The sequence below is a fragment of the Pseudomonas sp. TSRC2-2 genome, assembly GCF_049897785.1.
Lineage (GTDB): Bacteria > Pseudomonadota > Gammaproteobacteria > Pseudomonadales > Pseudomonadaceae > Aquipseudomonas.
On the sequence record NZ_JAFCWZ010000004.1, the window covers coordinates 404892 to 425738 of the forward strand.

At 60.5% G+C, this 20847-nt stretch carries 23 protein-coding genes; 13 read left to right on the forward strand and 10 right to left on the reverse strand.

Features of this window, described 5'->3' with window-relative positions; translation table 11 throughout:
* The first annotated feature begins 41 nt into the window (after positions 1 to 41).
* Positions 42 to 563 (forward strand): superoxide dismutase [Cu-Zn] SodC, encoded by a 522-nt coding sequence (gene sodC / locus ACP7D9_RS10615; protein WP_426157251.1) that lies wholly within the window; start codon positions 42 to 44, stop codon positions 561 to 563.
* A gap of 4 nt (positions 564 to 567) precedes the next feature.
* On the opposite strand, the gene ACP7D9_RS10620 is transcribed toward sodC, so the two are convergent.
* On the reverse strand, positions 568 to 1221 hold the full coding sequence (locus ACP7D9_RS10620; RefSeq protein ID WP_101162644.1) for a DUF2238 domain-containing protein: 654 nt from the start codon (positions 1219 to 1221) through the stop codon (positions 568 to 570).
* A gap of 159 nt (positions 1222 to 1380) precedes the next feature.
* Here ACP7D9_RS10620 and ACP7D9_RS10625 point away from each other — a divergent pair, with 159 nt between their 5' ends.
* The gene (locus tag ACP7D9_RS10625; RefSeq protein WP_039762352.1) at positions 1381 to 1695 is read left to right on the forward strand and encodes a DUF2388 domain-containing protein; all 315 of its coding nucleotides are present in this window, start codon (positions 1381 to 1383) and stop codon (positions 1693 to 1695) included.
* A gap of 80 nt (positions 1696 to 1775) precedes the next feature.
* On the forward strand, positions 1776 to 2177 hold the full coding sequence (locus ACP7D9_RS10630) for a hypothetical protein (protein ID WP_426157254.1): 402 nt from the start codon (positions 1776 to 1778) through the stop codon (positions 2175 to 2177).
* On the opposite strand, the gene ligD is transcribed toward ACP7D9_RS10630, so the two are convergent.
* Positions 2178 to 4799 carry a DNA ligase D gene (gene ligD / locus ACP7D9_RS10635; protein ID WP_426157256.1) on the reverse strand — a complete coding sequence of 874 codons (2622 nt, stop codon included), beginning with the start codon at positions 4797 to 4799 and terminating at the stop codon, positions 2178 to 2180.
* A 194-nt stretch (positions 4800 to 4993) separates the two neighbouring features.
* Here ligD and ACP7D9_RS10640 point away from each other — a divergent pair, with 194 nt between their 5' ends.
* Positions 4994 to 5437 carry an REP-associated tyrosine transposase gene (locus ACP7D9_RS10640; RefSeq protein ID WP_426157258.1) on the forward strand — a complete coding sequence of 148 codons (444 nt, stop codon included), beginning with the start codon at positions 4994 to 4996 and terminating at the stop codon, positions 5435 to 5437.
* A 111-nt stretch (positions 5438 to 5548) separates the two neighbouring features.
* Here ACP7D9_RS10640 and ACP7D9_RS10645 read toward each other — a convergent pair whose 3' ends face one another.
* Positions 5549 to 6283, reverse strand: a complete 735-nt coding sequence (locus ACP7D9_RS10645; protein WP_426157260.1) for a tellurite resistance TerB family protein — start codon at positions 6281 to 6283, stop codon at positions 5549 to 5551.
* A gap of 258 nt (positions 6284 to 6541) precedes the next feature.
* Between ACP7D9_RS10645 and pcsA the strand changes: the two genes are divergently transcribed.
* On the forward strand, positions 6542 to 7264 hold the full coding sequence (gene pcsA / locus ACP7D9_RS10650) for a phosphatidylcholine synthase (protein ID WP_101162650.1): 723 nt from the start codon (positions 6542 to 6544) through the stop codon (positions 7262 to 7264).
* A gap of 140 nt (positions 7265 to 7404) precedes the next feature.
* Here pcsA and ACP7D9_RS10655 read toward each other — a convergent pair whose 3' ends face one another.
* Positions 7405 to 8217, reverse strand: coding sequence for a class I SAM-dependent methyltransferase (locus tag ACP7D9_RS10655; RefSeq protein WP_426157262.1), 813 nt, complete (start codon positions 8215 to 8217; stop codon positions 7405 to 7407).
* 230 nt (positions 8218 to 8447) lie between these two features.
* Between ACP7D9_RS10655 and ACP7D9_RS10660 the strand changes: the two genes are divergently transcribed.
* Entirely contained in the window at positions 8448 to 8909 is a 462-nt protein-coding gene (locus ACP7D9_RS10660; protein ID WP_101162652.1) for a GNAT family N-acetyltransferase, read from the forward strand.
* A gap of 18 nt (positions 8910 to 8927) precedes the next feature.
* Here the strand turns inward: ACP7D9_RS10660 and ACP7D9_RS10665 are convergent, their stop codons facing one another.
* The 3 genes from ACP7D9_RS10665 to ACP7D9_RS10675 form a co-directional block, all read right to left on the reverse strand.
* Positions 8928 to 10139 carry a cytochrome c biogenesis protein DipZ gene (locus ACP7D9_RS10665; protein ID WP_426157264.1) on the reverse strand — a complete coding sequence of 404 codons (1212 nt, stop codon included), beginning with the start codon at positions 10137 to 10139 and terminating at the stop codon, positions 8928 to 8930.
* 90 nt (positions 10140 to 10229) lie between these two features.
* Positions 10230 to 10568: a hypothetical protein gene (locus ACP7D9_RS10670; protein ID WP_426157266.1), complete on the reverse strand. Its 339-nt coding sequence runs from the start codon at positions 10566 to 10568 to the stop codon at positions 10230 to 10232.
* 33 nt (positions 10569 to 10601) lie between these two features.
* Positions 10602 to 10865: a DUF2790 domain-containing protein gene (locus ACP7D9_RS10675; RefSeq protein ID WP_426157268.1), complete on the reverse strand. Its 264-nt coding sequence runs from the start codon at positions 10863 to 10865 to the stop codon at positions 10602 to 10604.
* 297 nt (positions 10866 to 11162) lie between these two features.
* On the opposite strand from ACP7D9_RS10675, the gene ACP7D9_RS10680 reads away from it, so the two are divergent.
* The 4 genes from ACP7D9_RS10680 (at position 11163) to ACP7D9_RS10695 (ending at position 15302) form a co-directional block, all read left to right on the forward strand.
* Positions 11163 to 11903, forward strand: coding sequence for a response regulator (locus ACP7D9_RS10680; protein ID WP_039762337.1), 741 nt, complete (start codon positions 11163 to 11165; stop codon positions 11901 to 11903).
* Positions 11900 to 13210 (forward strand): ATP-binding protein, encoded by a 1311-nt coding sequence (locus ACP7D9_RS10685; RefSeq protein WP_426157270.1) that lies wholly within the window; start codon positions 11900 to 11902, stop codon positions 13208 to 13210. The genes ACP7D9_RS10680 and ACP7D9_RS10685 overlap by 4 nt, the downstream gene beginning before the upstream one ends.
* 148 nt (positions 13211 to 13358) lie before the next feature.
* Positions 13359 to 14405, forward strand: coding sequence for a class I SAM-dependent methyltransferase (locus ACP7D9_RS10690; protein WP_426157272.1), 1047 nt, complete (start codon positions 13359 to 13361; stop codon positions 14403 to 14405).
* Between the two features lie 54 nt (positions 14406 to 14459).
* Positions 14460 to 15302, forward strand: a complete 843-nt coding sequence (locus ACP7D9_RS10695; RefSeq protein WP_397478348.1) for an NAD-dependent protein deacetylase — start codon at positions 14460 to 14462, stop codon at positions 15300 to 15302.
* Between the two features lie 18 nt (positions 15303 to 15320).
* On the opposite strand, the gene ACP7D9_RS10700 is transcribed toward ACP7D9_RS10695, so the two are convergent.
* Positions 15321 to 16217, reverse strand: coding sequence for a LysR family transcriptional regulator (locus ACP7D9_RS10700; protein ID WP_101162661.1), 897 nt, complete (start codon positions 16215 to 16217; stop codon positions 15321 to 15323).
* A 255-nt stretch (positions 16218 to 16472) separates the two neighbouring features.
* Between ACP7D9_RS10700 and ACP7D9_RS10705 the strand changes: the two genes are divergently transcribed.
* From ACP7D9_RS10705 to ACP7D9_RS10715, 3 genes are read left to right on the forward strand one after another with little or no spacing between them, the layout of a single operon-like run.
* On the forward strand, positions 16473 to 17171 hold the full coding sequence (locus tag ACP7D9_RS10705; protein ID WP_076567492.1) for a CoA transferase subunit A: 699 nt from the start codon (positions 16473 to 16475) through the stop codon (positions 17169 to 17171).
* A 24-nt stretch (positions 17172 to 17195) separates the two neighbouring features.
* Positions 17196 to 17861 (forward strand): CoA transferase subunit B, encoded by a 666-nt coding sequence (locus ACP7D9_RS10710; RefSeq protein ID WP_426157275.1) that lies wholly within the window; start codon positions 17196 to 17198, stop codon positions 17859 to 17861.
* Between the two features lie 11 nt (positions 17862 to 17872).
* A complete protein-coding gene (locus ACP7D9_RS10715) occupies positions 17873 to 19054 on the forward strand; it encodes an acetyl-CoA C-acetyltransferase (protein ID WP_426157277.1) in 1182 nt (393 codons plus the stop codon).
* A 211-nt stretch (positions 19055 to 19265) separates the two neighbouring features.
* Here ACP7D9_RS10715 and cobF read toward each other — a convergent pair whose 3' ends face one another.
* Both cobF and ACP7D9_RS10725 read right to left on the reverse strand, forming a co-directional pair.
* Positions 19266 to 20021, reverse strand: a complete 756-nt coding sequence (gene cobF, locus ACP7D9_RS10720; protein ID WP_426157279.1) for a precorrin-6A synthase (deacetylating) — start codon at positions 20019 to 20021, stop codon at positions 19266 to 19268.
* Positions 20021 to 20500 (reverse strand): histidine phosphatase family protein, encoded by a 480-nt coding sequence (locus ACP7D9_RS10725; protein WP_426157281.1) that lies wholly within the window; start codon positions 20498 to 20500, stop codon positions 20021 to 20023. Before ACP7D9_RS10725 ends, cobF begins: the two co-directional genes overlap by 1 nt.
* Positions 20501 to 20847: the final 347 nt, after the last annotated feature.

Below are 20847 nucleotides of genomic sequence, written 5' to 3' on the forward strand. Positions count from 1 at the left end.
ATCCAGCCTTTCGAACATTCATGCAGCTCAAGGAAACGCTTATGAAACGTGCACTGTGGTTTGGTCTGCTCGGCACCCTGGCGATTGGCACCGCACAGGCAGCAACGGAGGAAGTCACGATCAATCTGGTCAGCGCCGACGGCGCGCCGCAGGCGATCGGCTCGGTGACTATCAGCGAGACGCCGTACGGTCTGCTGTTCACCCCGGACCTGAAGTCATTGCCGGCCGGCATCCATGGTTTCCATGTTCATGAAAACGGCAGTTGCGAAGCCGGCATGAAGGATGGCGTCAAAGGCGCGGCACTGGCCGCTGGCGGACACTTCGATCCGGCGAAAACCGGCAAGCACCTTGGCCCTTACGCCGATGGGCATCTGGGCGATCTGCCGGCGGTGTACGTGACGGCTGAAGGTGTCGCTAACTACCCGGTGCTGGCGCCGCGCCTGAAGAAGCTTTCCGAGATCAAGGGCCACGCTCTGATGATTCACGCCGGCGGCGATAACCATTCCGACATGCCCAAGCCACTGGGCGGTGGCGGTGATCGCATGGCCTGCGGGGTGATCTGACCCATCAGCGCGGCGTGCGACGCCAGCGCGTCAACACCAGCAAGGACAGCCCGGCGCCGAACAGCGCCAGGGCCATGTCCTTCTGTGAATCCCATGGATCATTCTGCGCACCGACGAAAGCCTGGCCGGTGTCGTCACCCAGATAAGCGCCGCCAATCCACTCGATCAACTCGTACACCGCCGACGTCGCCAGCACCACATTCAACGTCATCAGCGCCAGCCAAGCGCCACGCAACGGGGTCAGGCGCAGCAGCACTTCACGCATCGGCCAGACCAGCAGCAACCCATAGCTCAGGTGCACCAGCCGGTCATAGTGATTACGTTCCAGACCGAAGACTTGGTTGACGCTGACGCCGGTCAGCAGCGTGCTCCACTGGTCGTATGGCACGCGGGAATATGTGTAATGGGCGCCGACTTCATGAACGCACAGGAAGGCGAAAATCATCCCCAGCGACAGTGTCGACAGACGAAAACGCCGATGCGCCAACAGCAGCGCCAACACCAGCGCCAGTGCCAGAACATTCTCCAGCAACCAGTCGACGCGGCTGCGCGGGGCGATGCCGAGGGCAAAGGCCAACAGGACAAATCCGCCGAGCAATGCGGCTTCGATTCGCGGATCTGCGGGGCGGGCAACAGTGGGGCTGACTCTGACGAGCATGGTTCGCTTCTCGGCAATACAGGCATGCGGTAGACCTGGGCCGTTTTACCCGGTTCCTTACCGCTGCGTTTTCGCCGCTACGGAACTCCGGTGCGCCGTTTACCTCTGAGGTTATGTAGTCCCTTCTCTTTTTGCTTCGCGCTTGTGGAGGAACACGTCATGCGCAAGTTAGTCCTGATTTCGTCTCTTATGCTTTGCCTGCCGGTTGGTTCGGCGCTGGCCCGCGTCGATGCGGGTGATGTCGCCACTTCGGCGGGTGTCTCCGCGTCGCTGTACTCGACCTTCAAGGATGACAAAATGGTCATTCCGGCCCGTGACGACGTGTCGGCGTTTGTCGCCAGCGGCGGCGCCATTCGTGGGGTTTATCTTGAGTCGGTACTGCAACAGGTGCGTCAGGCCAACCCAGGTCTGAATGCCAGCGATGAAGACCTGGCCAACGCCATTCTGGTGCAATACGAAGGCGTGCATCAGTAGTCACGCGGGAAGCAGCGGCCGATGGACGGCCGCTGAGTGCGCATAGGCAAATATGTTCGCCGGCCTCTATGATGGAGGCCATGACGACGAACGTGCCCTTGCGCTCACCCTGCCCACCCGGCGCCTGCATCTGCGGGCGCGATCCGTTGCTGGAAACGCCCGGCGCCGATCTGCGCATCCTGCGTCTGACTCGCGCCGAGGAGAAAATCCTCTTGGCGCGCCTGGAACAGCTCAAAGACCTCGACGACCTCAAACGGCTGCAGCAACGCATGTATGAACAGCTAGGCATTCGCGTCAACGTTGCCCCGGGCTTCAATGAAGTGCGCACCATGCGCGGCATTGCCATTCAGATCGACGAACTGCCGGGCTTGTGTCGCAAGACACGAGCGGCGATCCCGGCGGCGATCCGCAAAGGACTGGAAAACCATCCGCAAATCGCCTTCGAACTGCTCAACGCCCACGACTTGCTGCGCGACACCTGATCACTTTTTCATGCCGACCCGTTTGCGCATCTCGGCAGTGATCGTCTGACGGGTTTTCTTCATGTCTGCCCAAGGCTCGTCGCCGACTTCGGTCAAACGTTCATGAACGTTGTAAATGTTCCAGTGATTACCGCCCTTGATTTCAGCGACCTCTTCACGGTACAGCGGCACGGAGACCGGCATGCCTTCACGAGCGCGTGCGGCGTAGGCGCAAATGGTGGTGGCGCCGAGGCCATTGCGCAGGTAATCGATGAAGATGCGGCCAACGCGGTTTTTCGGGCCGGACACCGCGGAAATACGATCCGGCAGCAACTTGGCCATATGGCTGACGATGGCGTGGCTGAAGTCCTTCACCTCGTCCCAGCCGTGCTTGCGCGTCAACGGCACCACCAGGTGAATACCCTTGCCGCCGCTGGTTTTCAAAAAGGCTTTGAGGCCCAGTTCATCGAGCACGGTGAGAGTCAGTGCGGTGGCTTCCACCATGCTTTTCCACGGCAACGCCGGATCCGGGTCAAGGTCGAGGACAAAGCGATCAGGCTTGTCCAGATCCACCTTCGTGGCGTTCCAGGTGTGCAGCTCGACGGTGCTCATCTGCACTGCGCCGACCAGCGCTTCGGGATTGTTGATCATCATCACTGGCTGGCCGGTCACGTCCTTGTCCAGTGCAGTGATCCCGGGGATGGCCAGGCGATCGGCGTTCTTCTGGAAGAACAGTTCGCCGGCAATGCCGTCCGGTGCACGCACCAGCGCCACGGGGCGATCCTTGAGTTGCGGCAGAATGTATTCGGCGACGCTGGCGTAATACTGCGCCAGTTGCATTTTGGTTGTGCCGCTGACTGCGTCGATCACCCGATCCGGGTGAGTGATGCGCACCTTGCCGCCGGCCAGTCCTGATTGCGACGGTGCGGTTTCGGCTTTGCTGGCAGCGGTTTTCTTCGCCGGTTGCTTGCCAGCGGTTTTGGTTTTTTCGGTCTTCTCGGTTTTTTCCGACTTGGCAGCTTTCACAGGCTTCGCTCGCTCCTCTGTAATGTCCCTGGCCGGTTTGTCATCGCGCAGACCATGGAAGACGGCGTGGCGCACCGAGCCGTCCTTGGTCATCTCGGCGAATGCCACTTCCGCCAGCAGTCTGGGCTTGAGCCAGTGCACGCCTTTGGCCTCGAAACCACTGGGCGGATTGACCACCGCCGCGCTTTTGGTCTGTAACGGTTTGAGCTGGGCAAGGATGCTTTTCAACGTGGTTTCGTTGAACCCGGTGCCAACCTTGCCGGCGTAGCGCAACTCGCCGCTGTCACGGTCGTGCAGGCCAAGCAGCAAAGCGCCGAAGGCACTGCGCGCGCCTTTCGGATCGGTATAGCCGACGATGACGAATTCCTGGCGATGTTTGCACTTGAGCTTGATCCAGTCGCCGCTGCGCCGCGACACATAGGGCGAGCCAAGGCGCTTGCCGATCAGCCCTTCCATCTGCATCTGGCAAGCACTGTTGAGCAGCGCGTCCGGTGTTTCTTCGAAGGCTTCGGAGAAGCGCAGCGGTGAAGAGTCTTTCTGTGCGCCAAGGATGGTGCTCAGCGCCGCGCGTCGCTCTTCCACCGGCACGTCGCGCAAGTCGACGCCGTTCAGATATGGAACGTCGAACAGGTAATAAACGATGTTGCCGCTGCGCCCGGCGTCGAAGGCATTTTGCAGCGCCTGAAAATCCGGAACGCCCTGCTCGTTGGCCACCACCATCTCGCCGTCCAGCCACGCAGACTCAAGGCCCAGCGCCGCCAGCGCCTTGGCCTGCTGCGGCAGTTTGTGCGTCCAGTCATGGCCATTGCGGGTAAACAGCTGAACCTCATCGTGATCGATCCGCGCCATGATCCGATAGCCGTCGAACTTGATCTCGTAACTCCACTGCCCGTCGGGTGCGCTGTCGACCAGCGTCGCCAGTTCCGGCTTTATCAGCGCCGGCAGCTTGGCCTTGCGCGCACCGGTGAGCTGCCCGGACGCCTGCTTGCGCGCCTTGGCAGGGGCCTTTTTTACCGGTTTGGCCTTATCGACGGCAGGCGTAGATTTACCGACGATCGTGCGCTCGCTGAGCACGCTGTCGGGCTCGGCCACCAGCACGTCGAAGTCATCCTGCGGACGCGCGGCGTTGTCCTGGTGCTTGATCAGAAACCATTGTTCCTTCTTGCCCGGCATATGCGTGCGCACCAGATTCCAGACACCGCCAAGCTTCTCGCCCTGCAGCTCGAATTTGAGCCGCCCCTTGGCATAGGCCTTGTGCGGATCCTCCAATGGAATCCACACGCCACGATCCCAGACGATCACATCGCCGGCGCCGTAATGCCCCTCTGGAATGCTGCCCTCGAACGTCGCGTAATCGAGCGGATGATCCTCGACATGAATGGCCAGGCGCTTGACCTTCGGGTCCAGCGACGGCCCCTTCGGCACCGCCCAGCTCTTCAGTGCGCCATCGAGTTCCAGGCGAAAGTCGTAATGCAGGTGCGAAGCGTCGTGCTTCTGGATGCAGAACTGCAAGGCGTGATCCTTGGCCGACTTACGGCCCGGGCGCTTGACCGCAGCCGGTTCCGAAGTCGCAGAAAAATCACGCATGCGGTTGTAATCGTCGAGGTTCCTGTTCATGAGCACACCGATGGCAAGCGGGTTCTGTTATGCAGAAGAGCGATACGGCAGCGGAAAAATTCAATCGAGGTAAAAAAGCCCCGGACGGATGGAATGGCCGAGGCGTTTAGCGACACATCGAGTAACTGCATGAGCTGGCTAAATAGGGTGCAGACGCTAAGGTTTTTTCAGGGTCTTGAAAGGGAGGCAATGGAATGCCTGCTGCTGCAACAGCCTGTCGTCTGAGAACGGGCCGATATTCTGAAACCGGAAGAGTTTATTTACTGACCGCTGTGGTTAACCAACGTGAGCGTGTCTTTACCAATTGGCACGACGGGAGATTAGTGGTCAACGAGTTGAGGAGGTGCAGTGAATCCGGGTTAGCGATCTCTCTGGCTTGGGTCGTAATGCCAGACCATCTGCATTATTGGCTAATTGAACTTAATGAGGGCTCGCTTGCAGATTTGATGTGTCGCGTTAAATCACGAAGTTGCCAGGCATACAATCGACAACATGGTCGCCAAGGACAATTATGGCAGCGAGGGTATTACGATCGTGCCTTGAGACGAGATGAAGACCTCAAAGCCGCTGCGCTCTACGTAGTCAAGAATCCCGTGCGAGCCGGTCTGGTGAGACGCCTTGGGGACTACCCTTTGTGAGACGCCATTATGGCTCTGAAGATCAAAGGATCGCAGCCTTCGGCAGCTCCTACAGGTGAACCGTATTTCAAAGGTAGGAGCTGCCGAAGGCTGCGATCTTTTGCTGTTGATTCAGGCTTGCCCTTTGGCCTGCTGTTCCAGATGCACCTGCAGATCCGGATCGATGCGTAACGCTGCAGCGAGTTCATCCAGATAGCTGCGTTCGGCGGCCTGTTGATCGTCGACCAGCATGATGCTGGCCAGATACATTTCGGCGGCTACAGCCGGATCGCCATTAGCCGATTGCGCGACGTCACCGGCATCCAGCGGTTTGGCAACTTCGGCGTCGAGCCATTGTTGCAATTGCGGATCGGCGGTGTGTTTGCCGATTTCGCTACTGATCAGATGCTTTTCTGCATCGTCTATACGCCCGTCAGCCTTGGCGGCGGCGATCAAGGCGCGCAGCACCGCGTGGCTGTGGGTTTCGATTTGCGGGCCGGCGAGCAGGTCGGCGGTTTGTGGCAGTTTTTGCGGTGCCTTGCTGGCCTGACTGCGTTGCCAGGCTTGATACGCCTGGTAGGCCATCATGCCCAGCGAAGCGAGTGCGGCGTAATTGGTGCCGCCAGAACGGCTTCGGCTACCACCACCGAGGGCGCTTCCCAAGCCACCACCGCCGAGCAGGCCACCGAGTAGACCACCCAGGCCGCCGAGGCCACCCGAAGCAGCCTCGCCCGCCCCGGTCTGACTGCCACCACCCAGCAGGCCACCGAGTAATCCGCCCAGCCCGCCGCCAGCCGAAGCACCACGTTGTTGTCCCGCCGAGGCCTGGCCTCGCAGCAGTTGTTCGAGCAAATCGCTGGTATTCATGACGTCATCCTCAGGGCCCGGCCCTATTGCGTCAGGCAACGATAGACCGATGCGGCCATAGCGCCAGCACCGTTGGGCTGACGCCCGATAACCGCTGGATCGCCGCGCAAGAAATTTTCCGCCGGCGAGCTAAGATTCAAGGGTGGTGAACCTTATCCCGGCGAAACCGGTCGATAGCTGCAACCCGACCCGGTTTGCCGACGCCCTTTCTGACGATGGGCGATACCCGGCTTGCTTCACTTTCTGGAGAACGCCCCCGTGATATCCACCGTACACATCGCCAGGCTCAAAGCATGGGGCGCCCATGGTTTTACCGCGACCGGCGTGGTCACAGCCTTCCTTGCCACCCTCGCCCTGCTGGAAAACCAGCCAATCCATTGCCTGATGTGGCTGGGCGTGGCGCTGATCGTCGACGGCCTCGACGGCGCTCTGGCGCGCAAGGTCAATGTGCAATCGGTGTTGCCGAGTTTCGACGGTTCGATCCTCGATCTGGTCATCGATTACCTGACCTATGTATTCATCCCGGCATTGTTTATCTACCGCTACATTCCCCTGCCCGATTACACCCTGCTGCTGACGGTGTCGGTGATTCTGGTGTCGTCGCTGTTCTGCTTCTGCAACGTCAACATGAAGAGCAAGGACAACTACTTTGTCGGCTTCCCGGCAGCCTGGAACGTGGTTGCGTTGTGTCTGTACATCATCGGCCCGGGGCCGTGGATTACCTTTCTCACCGTGATCGGTCTGGCATTGCTGACGGTGACGCGGATGAAGTTCCTGCACCCGTTCCGCGTGCGCCGCTTCATGCCGATCAATATTGCGGTGACGGCGATCTGGCTGTTGTGCAGCTTGTCGCTGGTGCTCAATCACCCGGTGATCAATCCGTTGGTGATGGGTTTGTGGCTGCTGATGTCGGCTTACTTTTTGGGGATCTGCATCTGGCGCACGGCGCTGGAGTGGTTTGACCGGCCTCAGATGAAATAGGAATCCGGACTGAAATGCAGGTCCTGTGGGAGCGGGCTTGCCCGCGAATGCGGTGTGTCAGTCAACACACACCGCCTGATGCACCGCATTCGCGAGCAAGCCCACTTGCACATTCGATTGTCATACTGACGAATCGAACATCAGCGCTTGGTAATCACCACCTCCAGATACTCACTCGGCACCACCAGCGATTGCTCTCCCGCCCGATTCGATCGGTTGAGCAACTCTGTCAAATCATTCTCCAGCGCCTGCCCGGCCTCGGGCGACAACACCGCAAATGCCTTGTGCACAGGCCCATACCAGTGCCGAAAGATGTCAATGAAATGCGCCGCCGACCGGTAGCGGAAGTTGAAATGGCTGCGCGTCACGCGCACGACAAAATCGCGATCATCGAAATGTTTGTGCAGCCACGCATCCGAGCCCCAGTTCGATGGAGGTTGAGCAACTGCGGGCGGGGGCAGATGCTGGCCGAGAATTTTGAACATCTGGCCGACAAAGCCCTCCGGCGTCCAGTTGGCCATACCGATCCGTCCGCCACGACGACAGACTCGCCCCAACTCAGTCGCTGCGGTCACCTGATCGGGTGCAAACATCACGCCGAAAGTGGACAGTACGGCGTCGTAGCTTTCATCGGGAAAAGGCAGTGCCTCGGCATCGGCCACCTGAAAAATCACCTCCAGATGCTCGGCCCGGGCGCGGTCCTGGCCACGCTCCAGCAAAGCCGCCACATAATCGGTCGAGGTCACCACACAACCGCGCCGCGCCGCCGCCAGAGTTGCGTTGCCGTTACCGGCGGCGACATCCAGCACTTCCTCATCGCAGCGCAGATCGCAAGCCTCGGCGAGGCTTTCGCCGACGATTTGCAACGTGGTGCCGATCACGGCGTAGTCGCCACTGGCCCAAGCGACTTTCTGACGTTCCTTCAGGGCAGTGAGATCAATCGGGGTACTCATGACAGCGAGCTCCGTGGCAGAGAGAATGCACAGGCGTCGACGCGGCCCGTGCTTGCTCACTATCGCGCCGGGGCTGCCCGGCGTCCCTGTCAATCGTCCGGCAACCCCGTAAACCGGGCACTTTGCCGATGAGCGGCGGGGATCTGTCAAGCGCCTGATACACCTTGCGCATTGCCACCGCCGCTGGATTGGTTTCTGATGCCGGCTCGCCTCAGGAAAGGACTCGACCGATGTCACTTCAACTCGACTGGCTCGCCGCACACATGCAGCACAGCGATCGCTACGCGGCATGGATTCATCATCAATTTCATTACGAGTATGTCGACCAACCCTTGGCTCAATGGCAGCGGGAATTTGCCGAAGGCCAAAGCAATGGCGACTGGTCGTGCCTGATTGCCATCGACGGTGAACGGCTGCTCGGCGGCGCAGCACTGGCGCGCGATGACCTCGCTGATCGAGCCGATCTCGGCCCTTGGCTGGCCTGCGTATTCGTTGATCCCCAGGCGCGTGGTCAAGGCCTGGCCGAGCGGTTGATTGAAGGGATATGCGAAGAGGCGAAAAAACGAGGAGTGGCGCGCCTGTATCTGCACACGCAGGACAAACACGACTACTACAACAGACGCGGCTGGCAGGTTCTGCAGCATTTTCAAGCGTGGGACAAAACGCAATGGCTCATGGTCCGCGACCTTTGAGCCATTGCGTTGTTTTGATCAGGCGGCCGGTGCCTTGGCCTCTTCCAGCAACTGCTTGATCATGTGTTCCTGCGCCTCATAGCGACCTTCGCCGAAGTGGCTGTAGCGCACCTGGCCCTTGGCGTCGATCAGGTAATGCGCCGGCCAGTATTGGTTGTCGAAGTTGCGCCAGATCGCGTAGTCGTTGTCGATGGCCACCGGGTAGGTGATGCCGAGTTTTTTCACCTGATCCGTGACGTTGTCGATGATGCGCTCATAGCCGTATTCGGGGGTGTGTACGCCGATGACCACCAGTCCATCCTTCGCGTATTTCTTCGCCCACGCTTTGACGTACGGCAGGGTGTGCTGGCAGTTGATGCAGTCGTAGGTCCAGAAGTCCACCAACACCACTTTGCCGCGCAGGGATTCGGCGCTCAGCTCTGGTGAATTGAGCCATTGCACAGCGCCGGCCAGCGACGGCATCGGGCCCTGAGCTTCGTCCATCATCGAGTCGGCGCGGACTTTGCTGACAAAGTAGTCGACCACTTTCGGCACGTTTTCCAGGACGTTTTTCTCCACGCTGGCCACGCCTTCGGACGAGGTATTGGCGAGCAGGGATTTGTCCGCGCCCGTCGCAATCACCGCGACCGTAGCGAGCACCGCAACCCCGGCACCACGGCGCAACCAGCCGCTGAACGGGATCGACGGTTTCAGCCGATTGACCAACCCGCGCCCGGCGAAAATCAGCGTACCCAAGGACAAGGCGCTGCCGGCGCCGTAAGCCAGCAGCAACAGGCTGGTCTGGGCATTTGCGCCTTGCAGCATCGCGCCGGTGAGAATCACGCCGAGGATCGGCCCGGCACACGGCGCCCACAGCAGACCGGTGGCGACACCGAGCATGATCGAGCCCATCGGTCCTGCACGTTTACGTGTGTCCTGATCGAGACGGTTGCCCAGCGCGACAAAAGGGCGGGTCAGCCAGTCGCCGACGCGGGCCGAGATCAGTGACAGGGCGAACAGCGCCATCACCAACAGAGCAATGTGGCGGCTGGTGTTGCTGGCCTGAATCACCCACTCGCTGCTGACCACGGCGAGGCTTGCGATCAGCGCGAAGGTGAGCGCCATGCCGCCGAGGGTCAGCAGGATTGAGGAGCGTGTGCGGTTGGCGCCAGCGAACAGAAACGGCACCACCGGCAAGATGCAGGGACTGAGGATGGTCAGCAGACCGCCGAGAAATGCGATGAGGTACATAAGTGGTCACCTTGAAATGGGGGCTGGACACGCAACCGGACAGCGAGGAGAAACACCCCCCTCGCTAGCCTGTTTTGTTAACGCCGTGGCTCATGCGCTCTGGCCATCCAGCCATTGCCCCTGGGGCGTGCGACTGGCACCGTTTTCCGCGACCAGTTGGCCCTGAGGTGTACGGCTGGAACCATCAGCAGCAACCATCTGGCCCTGCGGCGTGCGGCTCGACCCATCAGCAGCAACCATCTGACCTTGCGGCGTGCGGCTGAAGCCGTCAGCGGCGATCAGTGCATCACTGCCCTCCTTCGCCACTGTGGTCAGCTGGAAGCAGGTGCTGCTGGCGCAACTGCTCTGCTCTACGGCACTGTTGGCGTGGGCGACGGCGCCGGTGAAAGCGAAGGCTGCGGCAGTCAAAAAGCGCGAGACGTTGTTCATGGCAAAACTCCTTGCAGAAAAAGTAGGGATGGCTCAGTTCTGGTTGTTGCAGCCTTCAGCGAATTTGCTGTAATCGAGCTCGTGGGTTTTGCCGGCAGAATCGAGGTAGGTCATGCGCGCCTCGGTGATGCCACAAGTCACCGAGGTGTCCTCAGTCATCGACAGCACTTTCTTGATATCCAGATGGGTGCCGTAGGTGTAGGTTTGCCGGCTGACGTCAGCTTCGGCGTGGGCCGACAGGGTGCAGATGTTCAGCGCGGCGAACAGGCAAGCGGCGACTACGGATTTGTTGATCATGGTGGTGTCCTCAAGGCTTCAGTGGGTTTGAGCCGAGGCGGTCTGTGTGTGCCTCGATGGAGCCTATTTGAGGCCCTCGAGGTATCGCGTCTGTGTCAGGAAAGGACGAGAATCACTCGTTGTGTATCCACGCCGCGTGTAGATACACAGCGATACAAAACCCGCAGAAAATCGCGTTTTTGCGTCGGCGTGTATCCGCCGTTGCGGCAGATACACTGCAATACAAAGGCAGGCAGGCGTGCAGTTCACGGCGCTATAGACTGCACGGCATTCCCCCTTTGACAGAGGCTTGAACCGATGGAACATGTCGATCACATTCTCATCGTCGACGACGACCGCGAGATCCGTGAGCTGGTAGGCAACTACCTGAAGAAAAACGGCCTGCGCACGACAGTGGTCGCCGATGGCCGGCAGATGCGCAGCTTCCTTGATGCCAACACCGTCGACCTGATCGTGCTCGACATCATGATGCCCGGCGACGATGGCCTGCAGCTGTGCCGCGAATTGCGAGTCGGCAAACACAAGGCGACGCCGGTGCTGATGCTCACCGCGCGCAACGATGAAACCGACCGCATCATCGGCCTGGAAATGGGCGCCGACGATTACCTGACCAAACCCTTCGCTGCCCGCGAATTGCTGGCGCGGATCAACGCCGTGTTGCGCCGCACGCGTATGTTGCCGCCGAATCTGGTGGTCACCGAAGCCGGACGCCTGCTGGCATTCGGTCGTTGGCAGCTGGATACCTCGGCCCGGCACTTGCTCGACAGCGACGGCACCATGGTGGCCCTCAGTGGCGCCGAATACCGCCTGCTGCGGGTATTTCTCGACCATCCGCAACGGGTGCTCAGCCGTGACCAATTGCTCAACCTGACCCAGGGACGCGAAGCCGATCTGTTCGACCGTTCCATCGATCTGCTGGTCAGCCGCCTGCGTCAGCGTCTGCTCGACGATGCCCGCGAGCCGGCTTACATCAAGACCGTGCGCAGTGAAGGTTACGTGTTTTCACTGCCGGTCGAACTGCTCGGGGCGTCGGCATGAAACTCAAGCTGCAATGGCCGCGCACACTCGCCTCGCGCCTGTCGCTGATTTTCCTGATCGGGCTGATTCTGGCGCAGGGCCTGTCGTTCGGCGCGCAGTATTACGAGCGTTACCAGAGTGCGAAAAGCACCATGCTCGGCAACCTCGAAACCGACGTCTCGACGTCGATGGCGATCCTCGATCGCCTGCCCGCCGCCGAACGCGAGGCCTGGTTGCCGCGTCTGGCGCGGCGCAATTATGGCTACCTGCTCAATGAGGGCGAACCGGGCATGCCGGTGACCTCGGCTGAAGAGTCCGTTGCCATTGCCTCGATTACCGCGGCCATCGGCGATACTTATCCAATCGTGTTTACCGAGGTTCCCGGTGGGCAGAGACGACATTTCCAGGGCCATCTGCGCCTGAGCGACGGCAGCCCCGTGACCATCGATATCCGTCCGGCGATGGTGCCTTTGTCACCGTGGTTGCCGGTGGTGCTGCTCGGCCAACTGGCGTTGCTGATCCTCTGCACCTGGCTGGCCGTGCGCATCGCCATTCGTCCCCTCACCCGCCTCGCCAACGCCGTGGAAACCCTCGACCCCAACGCACACCCGGTCAAACTCGACGAGCAAGGCCCGACTGAAGTGGTTCACGCGGCGCGGGCGTTTAACGCCATGCAAACGCGCATTGCCGCCTACTTGAAAGAACGCATGCAACTGCTGGCGGCGATCTCCCACGATCTGCAAACGCCGATCACGCGGATGAAACTGCGCGCGGAGTTCATGGACGACTCGGTCGAGAAAGACAAACTGAGCAGCGACCTCGGCGAGATCGAACATCTGGTGCGCGAAGGCGTGGCCTATGCCCGCAGCATTCATGGTGCCACCGAAGAAAGTCGCCGCACCGATCTCGACTCGTTCCTCGACAGCCTGGTGTTCGACTATCAGGACATGGGCAAGGACGTGCAGCTCGGCGGCAAGAGCAAAGCGGTGATCGAAACCCGCCCGCAAGCGCTGCGCCGCGTCCTCGTCAACCTGACCGACAACGCCCTGAAATTCGCCGGCGCCGCGCAGCTGCAGGTTGAAACGCAGGGCAACAGCCTGTCGGTGAAAGTCCTTGATCGTGGCCCGGGCATCGCCGAGGCCGAACTCGCGCAGGTGCTGGAACCGTTCTACCGCGTCGAAAACTCGCGCAATCGTGACACCGGAGGCACCGGGCTCGGGCTGGCGATTGCCCAGCAATTGGCAATGGCGCTGGGCGGTTCGCTGATGTTGAGCAATCGTGATGGTGGCGGGTTGTGCGCGGAACTGAAATTGCCGCTGCCACGCTGAGAAAAACACCGACTAGACTCATTCTTACCCAGTCGAGGGGGCCGCAGGACGTCTGCTGTGCCCTGCCCTATCCGTGACCACCGCCCGGTGGCGCCTGCCTCGACATTCAACGCCGCCGGACGGTGATCCTGTTTCAGGAGCACACGTGATGAATGAGGCGAAACTCAACGAATTCATGGGCAAACTGGTCAACGACATGGGCGGCGCGGCGATGCTGGCCAATGTCATTGTCGGCGAAGAGCTTGGCCTGTACCGCGCGATGGCCGACAGCCAACCGCTCAGCCCCGAAGCCCTCGCGGCAAAAACCGACTGCAACCCGCGCCTGGTGCGCGAATGGCTGAGCGCCCACGCCGCGTCCGGTTACATGGAGCACCTTGACGGTCAGTTTCGCTTGCCGCAAGAACAGGCAATGGCGCTGGCCGTAGAGGATTCGCCGGTGTACGTCGCTGGCGGACTCGGCGTGGTCGCGTCGTTTTTCCATGACAAGGACAAACTGGTCAAGGCCATGCGCGGCAACGGCGCTCTGTCCTGGGGCGATCACCACCCGTGCATGTTCAGCGGCACCGAACGCTTCTTCCGCCCCGGCTACAAAGGTCATCTGATCGCGGAATGGCTGCCGGCACTCGACGGTGTGGTGGCCAAACTCGAACGCGGCGCCAAAGTCGCCGACATCGGCTGCGGCCACGGAGCGTCGACGGTGATCATGGCCCAGGCGTTTCCCAAGTCGCAGTTTGTCGGTTTTGACTTTCACGCGCCGTCGATCACGGTTGCCACGCAACGCGCCGAAGAAGGTGGCGTGGGCAACCGCGCCAGATTCTTCGAGGGCACGGCGAAAAACTATCCTGGCGGCGACTATGACCTGGTCTGCTTTTTTGATTGCCTGCACGACATGGGCGACCCGGTCGGTGCCGCCCGTCATGCGTATGAGTCACTCAAAGACGACGGAACAGTGTTGCTGGTCGAACCGTTCGCCAACGATAAACTGGACGACAATCTCAACGCGGTCGGGCGCCTGTTCTACGCCGCCTCGACGTTTATCTGCACGCCCAACTCACTGTCTCAGGAAGTCGGTCTCGGGCTCGGTGCGCAGGCAGGTGAATTGCGCTTGCGCAAAGTCTTTGCCGAAGCCGGGTTCAAACAGTTCCGCCGTGCCACGCAAACGCCGTTCAACCTGATTCTGGAGGCGCGCAAGTAACCCATGCGGATCGCGTGCTAACCTGCGAGCACTGTCCAATCTGGAGTGCTGAGCATGCTCGACAGCCCGATCCGTGAACATTTCGACACGCTGCTGCAGGCCATGGCCGAAGACAAGTTTCTAGTGCTGACCGGCGCCGGCATCAGCACACCTTCGGGCATTCCGGACTACCGCGACAGCGACGGCGTGCGTCGCGGACGGCAGCCGATGATGTATCAGGAATTCCTTGCCGCCCCGCAATCACGTCGTCGCTATTGGGCACGGGCCATGCTCGGCTGGCCACGCGTGCGCCAGGCCCGACCGAACGCCGCGCATGAAGCGTTGGCGACGCTGCAACAGCGTGGCCGAATCAGCGCTTTGATCACGCAGAACGTCGACACCTTGCACGATCAGGCCGGCAGCCATGATGTGATCGAACTGCACGGCAGCTTGCATCGGGTGCTGTGCCTGGACTGCGGCCAGCGCAGCCAGCGCGACGAGATTCAGCAGCAGATGGAAGCACACAATCCCTATCTGAGAGGCGTTGACGCGGTGCAGGCGCCGGATGGCGATACCCTGCTTGATCCGGCGTTCGAGGCGCGCTTTCAGGTGCCACAGTGTCCGCATTGTGCGGGTGAGCGGATGAAGCCGGATGTGGTTTTTTTCGGCGAAAACGTGGCGCCGCCGACGGCGGCACGGGCAATGGCGGCTGCCGAGAATGCGGCGGGGTTGCTGGTGGTGGGGTCGTCGTTGATGGCGTATTCGGCGTTTCGCCTGTGCCGGGTCATCGCCGAGCGCGGCAAGCCGCTGATTGCGATCAACCTGGGCAAGACCCGGGCCGACGATTTGCTCGATTTGAAGATTGAAGGGTCGTGCGAAGCGCTACTGCCGCTGCTGGCACAGCGTCTGCAATTCTGAAGCCCACTTCGCAGGTGCTCAGGGCAGCAGACGTTCGCTCAGGTTTTCCTGCTGGAGAATATCGAACAATGCCTGGGCCGCCGCCGAGAGCTCATTGCCCGGCTCGGTCAACACGCCAATTGCCCGCTCGACCGAATCATTCAAGGTCAGACACTGCGCGCCCAGCTCGCGCATTTGCCCCGCACACAACGCCGGCACCGCGCTGACCCCGAGCCCACTGGCCACCATCCGGCCGACCGTCGCCAATTGATGGCTTTCGAATTCCACGGGTAACTTCATCCCGCGCGCCTGCAGATGCTCTTCAAGCATGACCCGCACTGTCGAGGGCCGCTGCAGGGTGATGAACGGTTCTTGCAGCAAGGTCTGCCAATCAATGTCGGCGCGTTTGGCCAGCACTGAATCCGCCGGCACCACTGCGACAAAGCGGTCGACATAAAGCGGCGTGAACGTCATCGAAGTGCTCTGCATTGGCGCGAACGCCACGCCGAGTTCAACCTGACGATCGCGGACCATTTCCAGCACTTGCTCGTTGATCACGTCATTGACCGTCACGTTGACGTTCGGATATCGCGCGCGAAAACTCTTGAGGATCGGCGGCAGCAGATTGCCAGCAAACGACGGCATCGCCGCCAGCGTTACGCGCCCGCGCTGCAGGCTGAAGCGCTGACGCATTTCGTCCTCGGCGTTGTCCCAGTCGGCGATCAAGCGGCGCGCCAAAGGCAGCAGCGATTCCCCTTCCGCGGTCAGCGCGACATTACGGGTGTTGCGGCTGAACAGGCGCCCGCCCAAGCCTTCTTCCAGCGCCTTGATGGTCAGGCTGAGCGCCGACTGCGACAGGTGCAGACGCTCGCAGGCCACCGCGAAACTCAGACTATGGGCCACGGCGAGAAAGGCACGGATCTGTTTGATGGTCATAATAAATGCTCTGAGCATGAAGCACGGTCATATAGGAGCCGCCGAAGGCTGCGAGCTTTTGACGTTGATTTTTAAGATCGAAAGATCGCAGCCTTCGGCAGCTCCTACAGGGAATCACCCATTTCAGTAATTTCGGCGATTGTTGAACTTTATCAATCAATCAACCGCAAAAATCAACTTAACAAATATATTTCACGGAGAGACACTCCAGTCATTCGGCTAGCCAGCCGCCCGCAAATAATAAAAGAGGTGCCTATGGCAGGTTTCGACAAGCGTGTGTATTCCTACGAGGAAGCGATGGCCGGGCTGGAAGACGGCATGACCGTTATCGCCGGCGGCTTTGGGCTATGCGGCATTCCGGAAAATCTGATCGCCGAGATCAAGCGCAAGGGCACCCGTGACCTCACCGTGGTTTCCAACAACTGCGGCGTCGACGGTTTCGGCCTCGGCGTGCTGCTCACCGATCGCCAGATCAGCAAAGTCATCGCCTCTTACGTCGGCGAAAACAAGCTGTTCGAGGAGCAACTGCTCAAGGGCGACATCGAAGTTATCCTCACCCCGCAAGGCACCCTCGCCGAGAAAATGCGCGCTGGCGGTGCCGGCATTCCGGCGTTCTTCACTGCCACCGGCGTCGGCACCCCGGTGGCTGAAGGCAAGGAAGTGCGTGAGTTCAAGGGTCGCAAGTACCTGATGGAAGAGTCCATCACCGGCGACTTTGCCATCGTCAAAGGCTGGAAGGCTGACCATTTCGGTAACGTCGTTTACCGCCACACCGCCCAGAACTTCAACCCGCTGGCGGCCACTGCCGGCAAGATCACCGTGGTCGAAGTCGAAGAAATCGTCGAGCCCGGCGAACTCGACCCCACGCAGATCCACACCCCGGGCATCTACGTCGATCGAGTCATTTGCGGCACGTTCGAAAAACGCATCGAACAGCGCACCATCCGCAAATAATTCAGGCCTACGGAGAACAACAACATGGCACTTACCCGCGAACAAATGGCTCAGCGCGTCGCCCGCGAAATGCAGGACGGCTACTACGTAAACCTCGGTATCGGCATTCCGACCCTGGTCGCCAACTACATCCCCGAAGGCATGGAAGTCATGCTGCAATCGGAAAACGGCCTGCTCGGCATGGGACCGTTTCCGACCGAAGAAACCATTGATGCCGACATGATCAACGCCGGCAAACAAACCGTGACCGCACGGACCGGCGCGTCGATCTTCAATTCCGCCGAATCCTTTGCGATGATCCGCGGCGGCCATGTCGACCTGACCGTACTCGGCGCGTTCGAAGTCGACGTCGAAGGCAACATCGCTTCGTGGATGATCCCCGGCAAACTCGTCAAGGGCATGGGCGGCGCGATGGATCTGGTGGCCGGTGCCGACAACATCATTGTCATCATGACCCACGCGTCCAAGGACGGTGAATCCAAGCTGCTGGCCAAATGCGGTCTGCCGCTGACCGGAGCCGGTTGCATCAAGCGCGTGCTGACTGACCTCGCCTATCTGGAAATCGAAAATGGCGCTTTTGTCCTCAAGGAACGCGCACCTGGCGTCAGCGTCGAGGAAATCGTCGCCAAAACCGCTGGTAAACTGATCGTCCCGGATCACGTACCGCAAATGCAGTTCGCTGCCGAGTGAGGAATTCGAAAATGCAAGACGTCGTCATTATTGCCGCCACGCGTACCGCGATCGGCAGTTTTCAGGGCTCCCTGGCCAGCGTGTCCGCCGTAGATCTGGGCGCGGCGGTGATCCGCCAGTTGCTCGAGCAGACCGGTCTGGACGCTGCGCAGGTCGATGAAGTGATCATGGGTCAGGTGCTGACCGCCGGTGCCGGGCAGAACCCGGCGCGTCAGGCCGCAATCAAGGCCGGCCTGCCCCACGCGGTGCCGGCCATGACGCTGAACAAAGTCTGCGGTTCGGGCCTGAAAGCCTTGCATCTCGGGGCACAGGCAATCCGTTGCGGCGACGCTGAAGTGATCATCGCCGGCGGTCAGGAGAACATGAGCCTGTCCAACTACATCATGCCGGGCGCGCGCACTGGTCTGCGCATGGGCCACGCACAAATCGTCGACACCATGATCAGCGACGGCCTGTGGGATGCGTTCAACGATTACCACATGGGCATTACCGCCGAGAATCTGGTGGACAAGTATGAAATCAGCCGCGAACAGCAGGACGCCTTTGCTGCCGCTTCCCAGCAGAAAGCTGCCGCTGCGATTGAGGCGGGCCGCTTCGTTGAGGAAATCACGCCGATCCTGATTCCGCAGCGTAAAGGTGATCCTGTCGCGTTCAAGGTCGACGAGCAGCCACGCGGCGACACCAGCGCCGAATCCCTGGCGAAATTGCGCCCGGCGTTCAAAAAGGACGGCAGCGTCACCGCTGGCAACGCCTCGTCGCTGAACGATGGCGCTGCGGCCGTGATACTGATGAGTGCCGAGAAAGCCAAGTCGCTGGGCCTGCCGGTGCTGGCCAAAATCGCTGCCTACGCCAACGCTGGCGTCGATCCGGCGATCATGGGCATCGGCCCGGTATCGGCCACCCGCCGCTGCCTGGACAAGGCCGGCTGGAGCATCGATCAGCTCGACCTGATCGAAGCCAACGAAGCGTTCGCCGCACAATCGCTGGCCGTGGCCAAAGACCTGCAATGGGATCTGGCCAAGGTCAACGTCAACGGCGGCGCCATCGCCCTCGGCCATCCGATCGGTGCATCGGGCTGCCGCGTGCTGGTGACATTGCTGCATGAAATGCTCAAGCGCGACGCGAAAAAAGGCTTGGCGACTTTGTGCATCGGCGGCGGCCAGGGTGTGGCTTTGGCGCTGGAACGCGTCTGATACGAAGTTCAAGGCCAGCGGCGGATCCACGACATCCGCTGTTGGCTGGCAACAAAAAACCCGGTGCGACTTGCGTTGCACCGGGTTTCTTTTTGCCGTCGAGAATCGTAGGGATGGTCTGGCCCCTTCGCGAGCAGGCTCTCTCCCATTTGCGATGCATTCCACTGTGGGCGCGGGCTTGCTCGCGAAGGGGCCAGGTCAGCCACCCAATCTATGGCTTGCGCAGCAAATAGGTATCCATGATCCACCCATGCTTCGCCCGTGCCGCTTTGCGCACCCACTCAATCTCATCGGCGACATCCGCCAGCGTGCCGCTAAGCAGAACCTCGTCCGGCGTGCCCAGGTAAGCCCCCCAGAAAATCTCGGTCTGCCGGTCCGCCACCCGCTGATACGAATCTTCGGCATCAAGCATCACCACAACACTGTCCGCCTCACTCACCTGCCCCGCCGCCAACTGCCGGCCCGTGGTGATTTCCACCGAACGGCCGATCGTATTCAGCGGTATCTTGTGCTGCGCAGCCAGAGCCTGGACGCTGGTAATCCCGGGGATCACCTCGTACTCGAACGCGCAGCGGCCTGATGCCCGAATCGCTTGAAGGATCCGCACTGTGCTGTCGTATAACGCCGGGTCGCCCCAGACCAGGAAACCGCCGCACTGGCCGTCGGACAATTGTTCATCGATCAGCCGTCCGAAGGTCTGTTGTTTGGTGCGGTTCAGTGCATCGACGCTTGCCGTGTAATCGACATCACCCCGGTCGCGCTCCGGACTGCTGGCTTCGACAAAGCGATAAGCGTGATCGGTGATGTAGCGCTCGCAAATCTCGCGGCGCAGATCGATCAGCTTCTGCTTGCCCTCGCCTTTATCCAGCAGAAAGATCACATCGACCCGGTTCAGCGCTTTCACCGCCTGCATCGTGATGTAGTCCGGATTGCCGGCGCCAATGCCGATGACCAGCAGTTGTTTCATCACAATTCCTCTCCGAGAGCCGTGCCCGGCAAGCGTAGTCGCCAGATGCCGTTGAAGCGCAGCTCGATCATCGACAGCGGTTCGACGTCGATCGCGTTAAACGTTACGCCTTGCAGCACCTGCATCAACGCCGCGCGCATGACGAACGGATGGGTGACCGCCATCACGGGCCCCGGCGTTGCGGCGATGCTGTCGAGCCATCTTGAGACCCGTTCCGTCAGTTGCCTGAGCGACTCGCCGCCGTGGGGTGCCGCGTCTGGATCGGCCAGCCAAACCCGCAACGCGTTGGCGTGATTGGCCTGCAAACCCTTGATCGACTGGCCGTGCCAGCCTCCCCAATCGCAATCGCGCAGGGCTGAGTCAATGTGCGCATCGACGCCCAGCCACGCCGCCGTCTGCCGAGTCCGCAACTCTGGCCCGCAAATCAGTCGCGATGGCGGAGCGAATCGCGCCTTGAAGGCGTCAGACGCTGCAGGCAAATCTTCAACAGGCTCGTCCGTAGGAAAACGCGCCAGTTTTTGTGCGACGGTTCGCGCATGGCAAATCAATGTCAAACGGCTACTTGGCACAAGCAGGTTCTCGGTTGAAAGTTAATACAAGTGACGGCACAGCCAATCCGCGAGCCATTGTGCCGTAAAACCGTGGGTATCGGGATTGCCGTCCTGCCAGCCGCAGAAGCTTGGATAGGCAATGTCTCACACCAACCAAGGCAATGGACTACAACGCCGAGCTACTTCGGTGTAGCCCTTGTTAAACGGGAACCTTGCACGCTTTGGGTGCTCGCTGCACGTGTACAAAAATTCGCTAGACATGTAGCACTCATTAC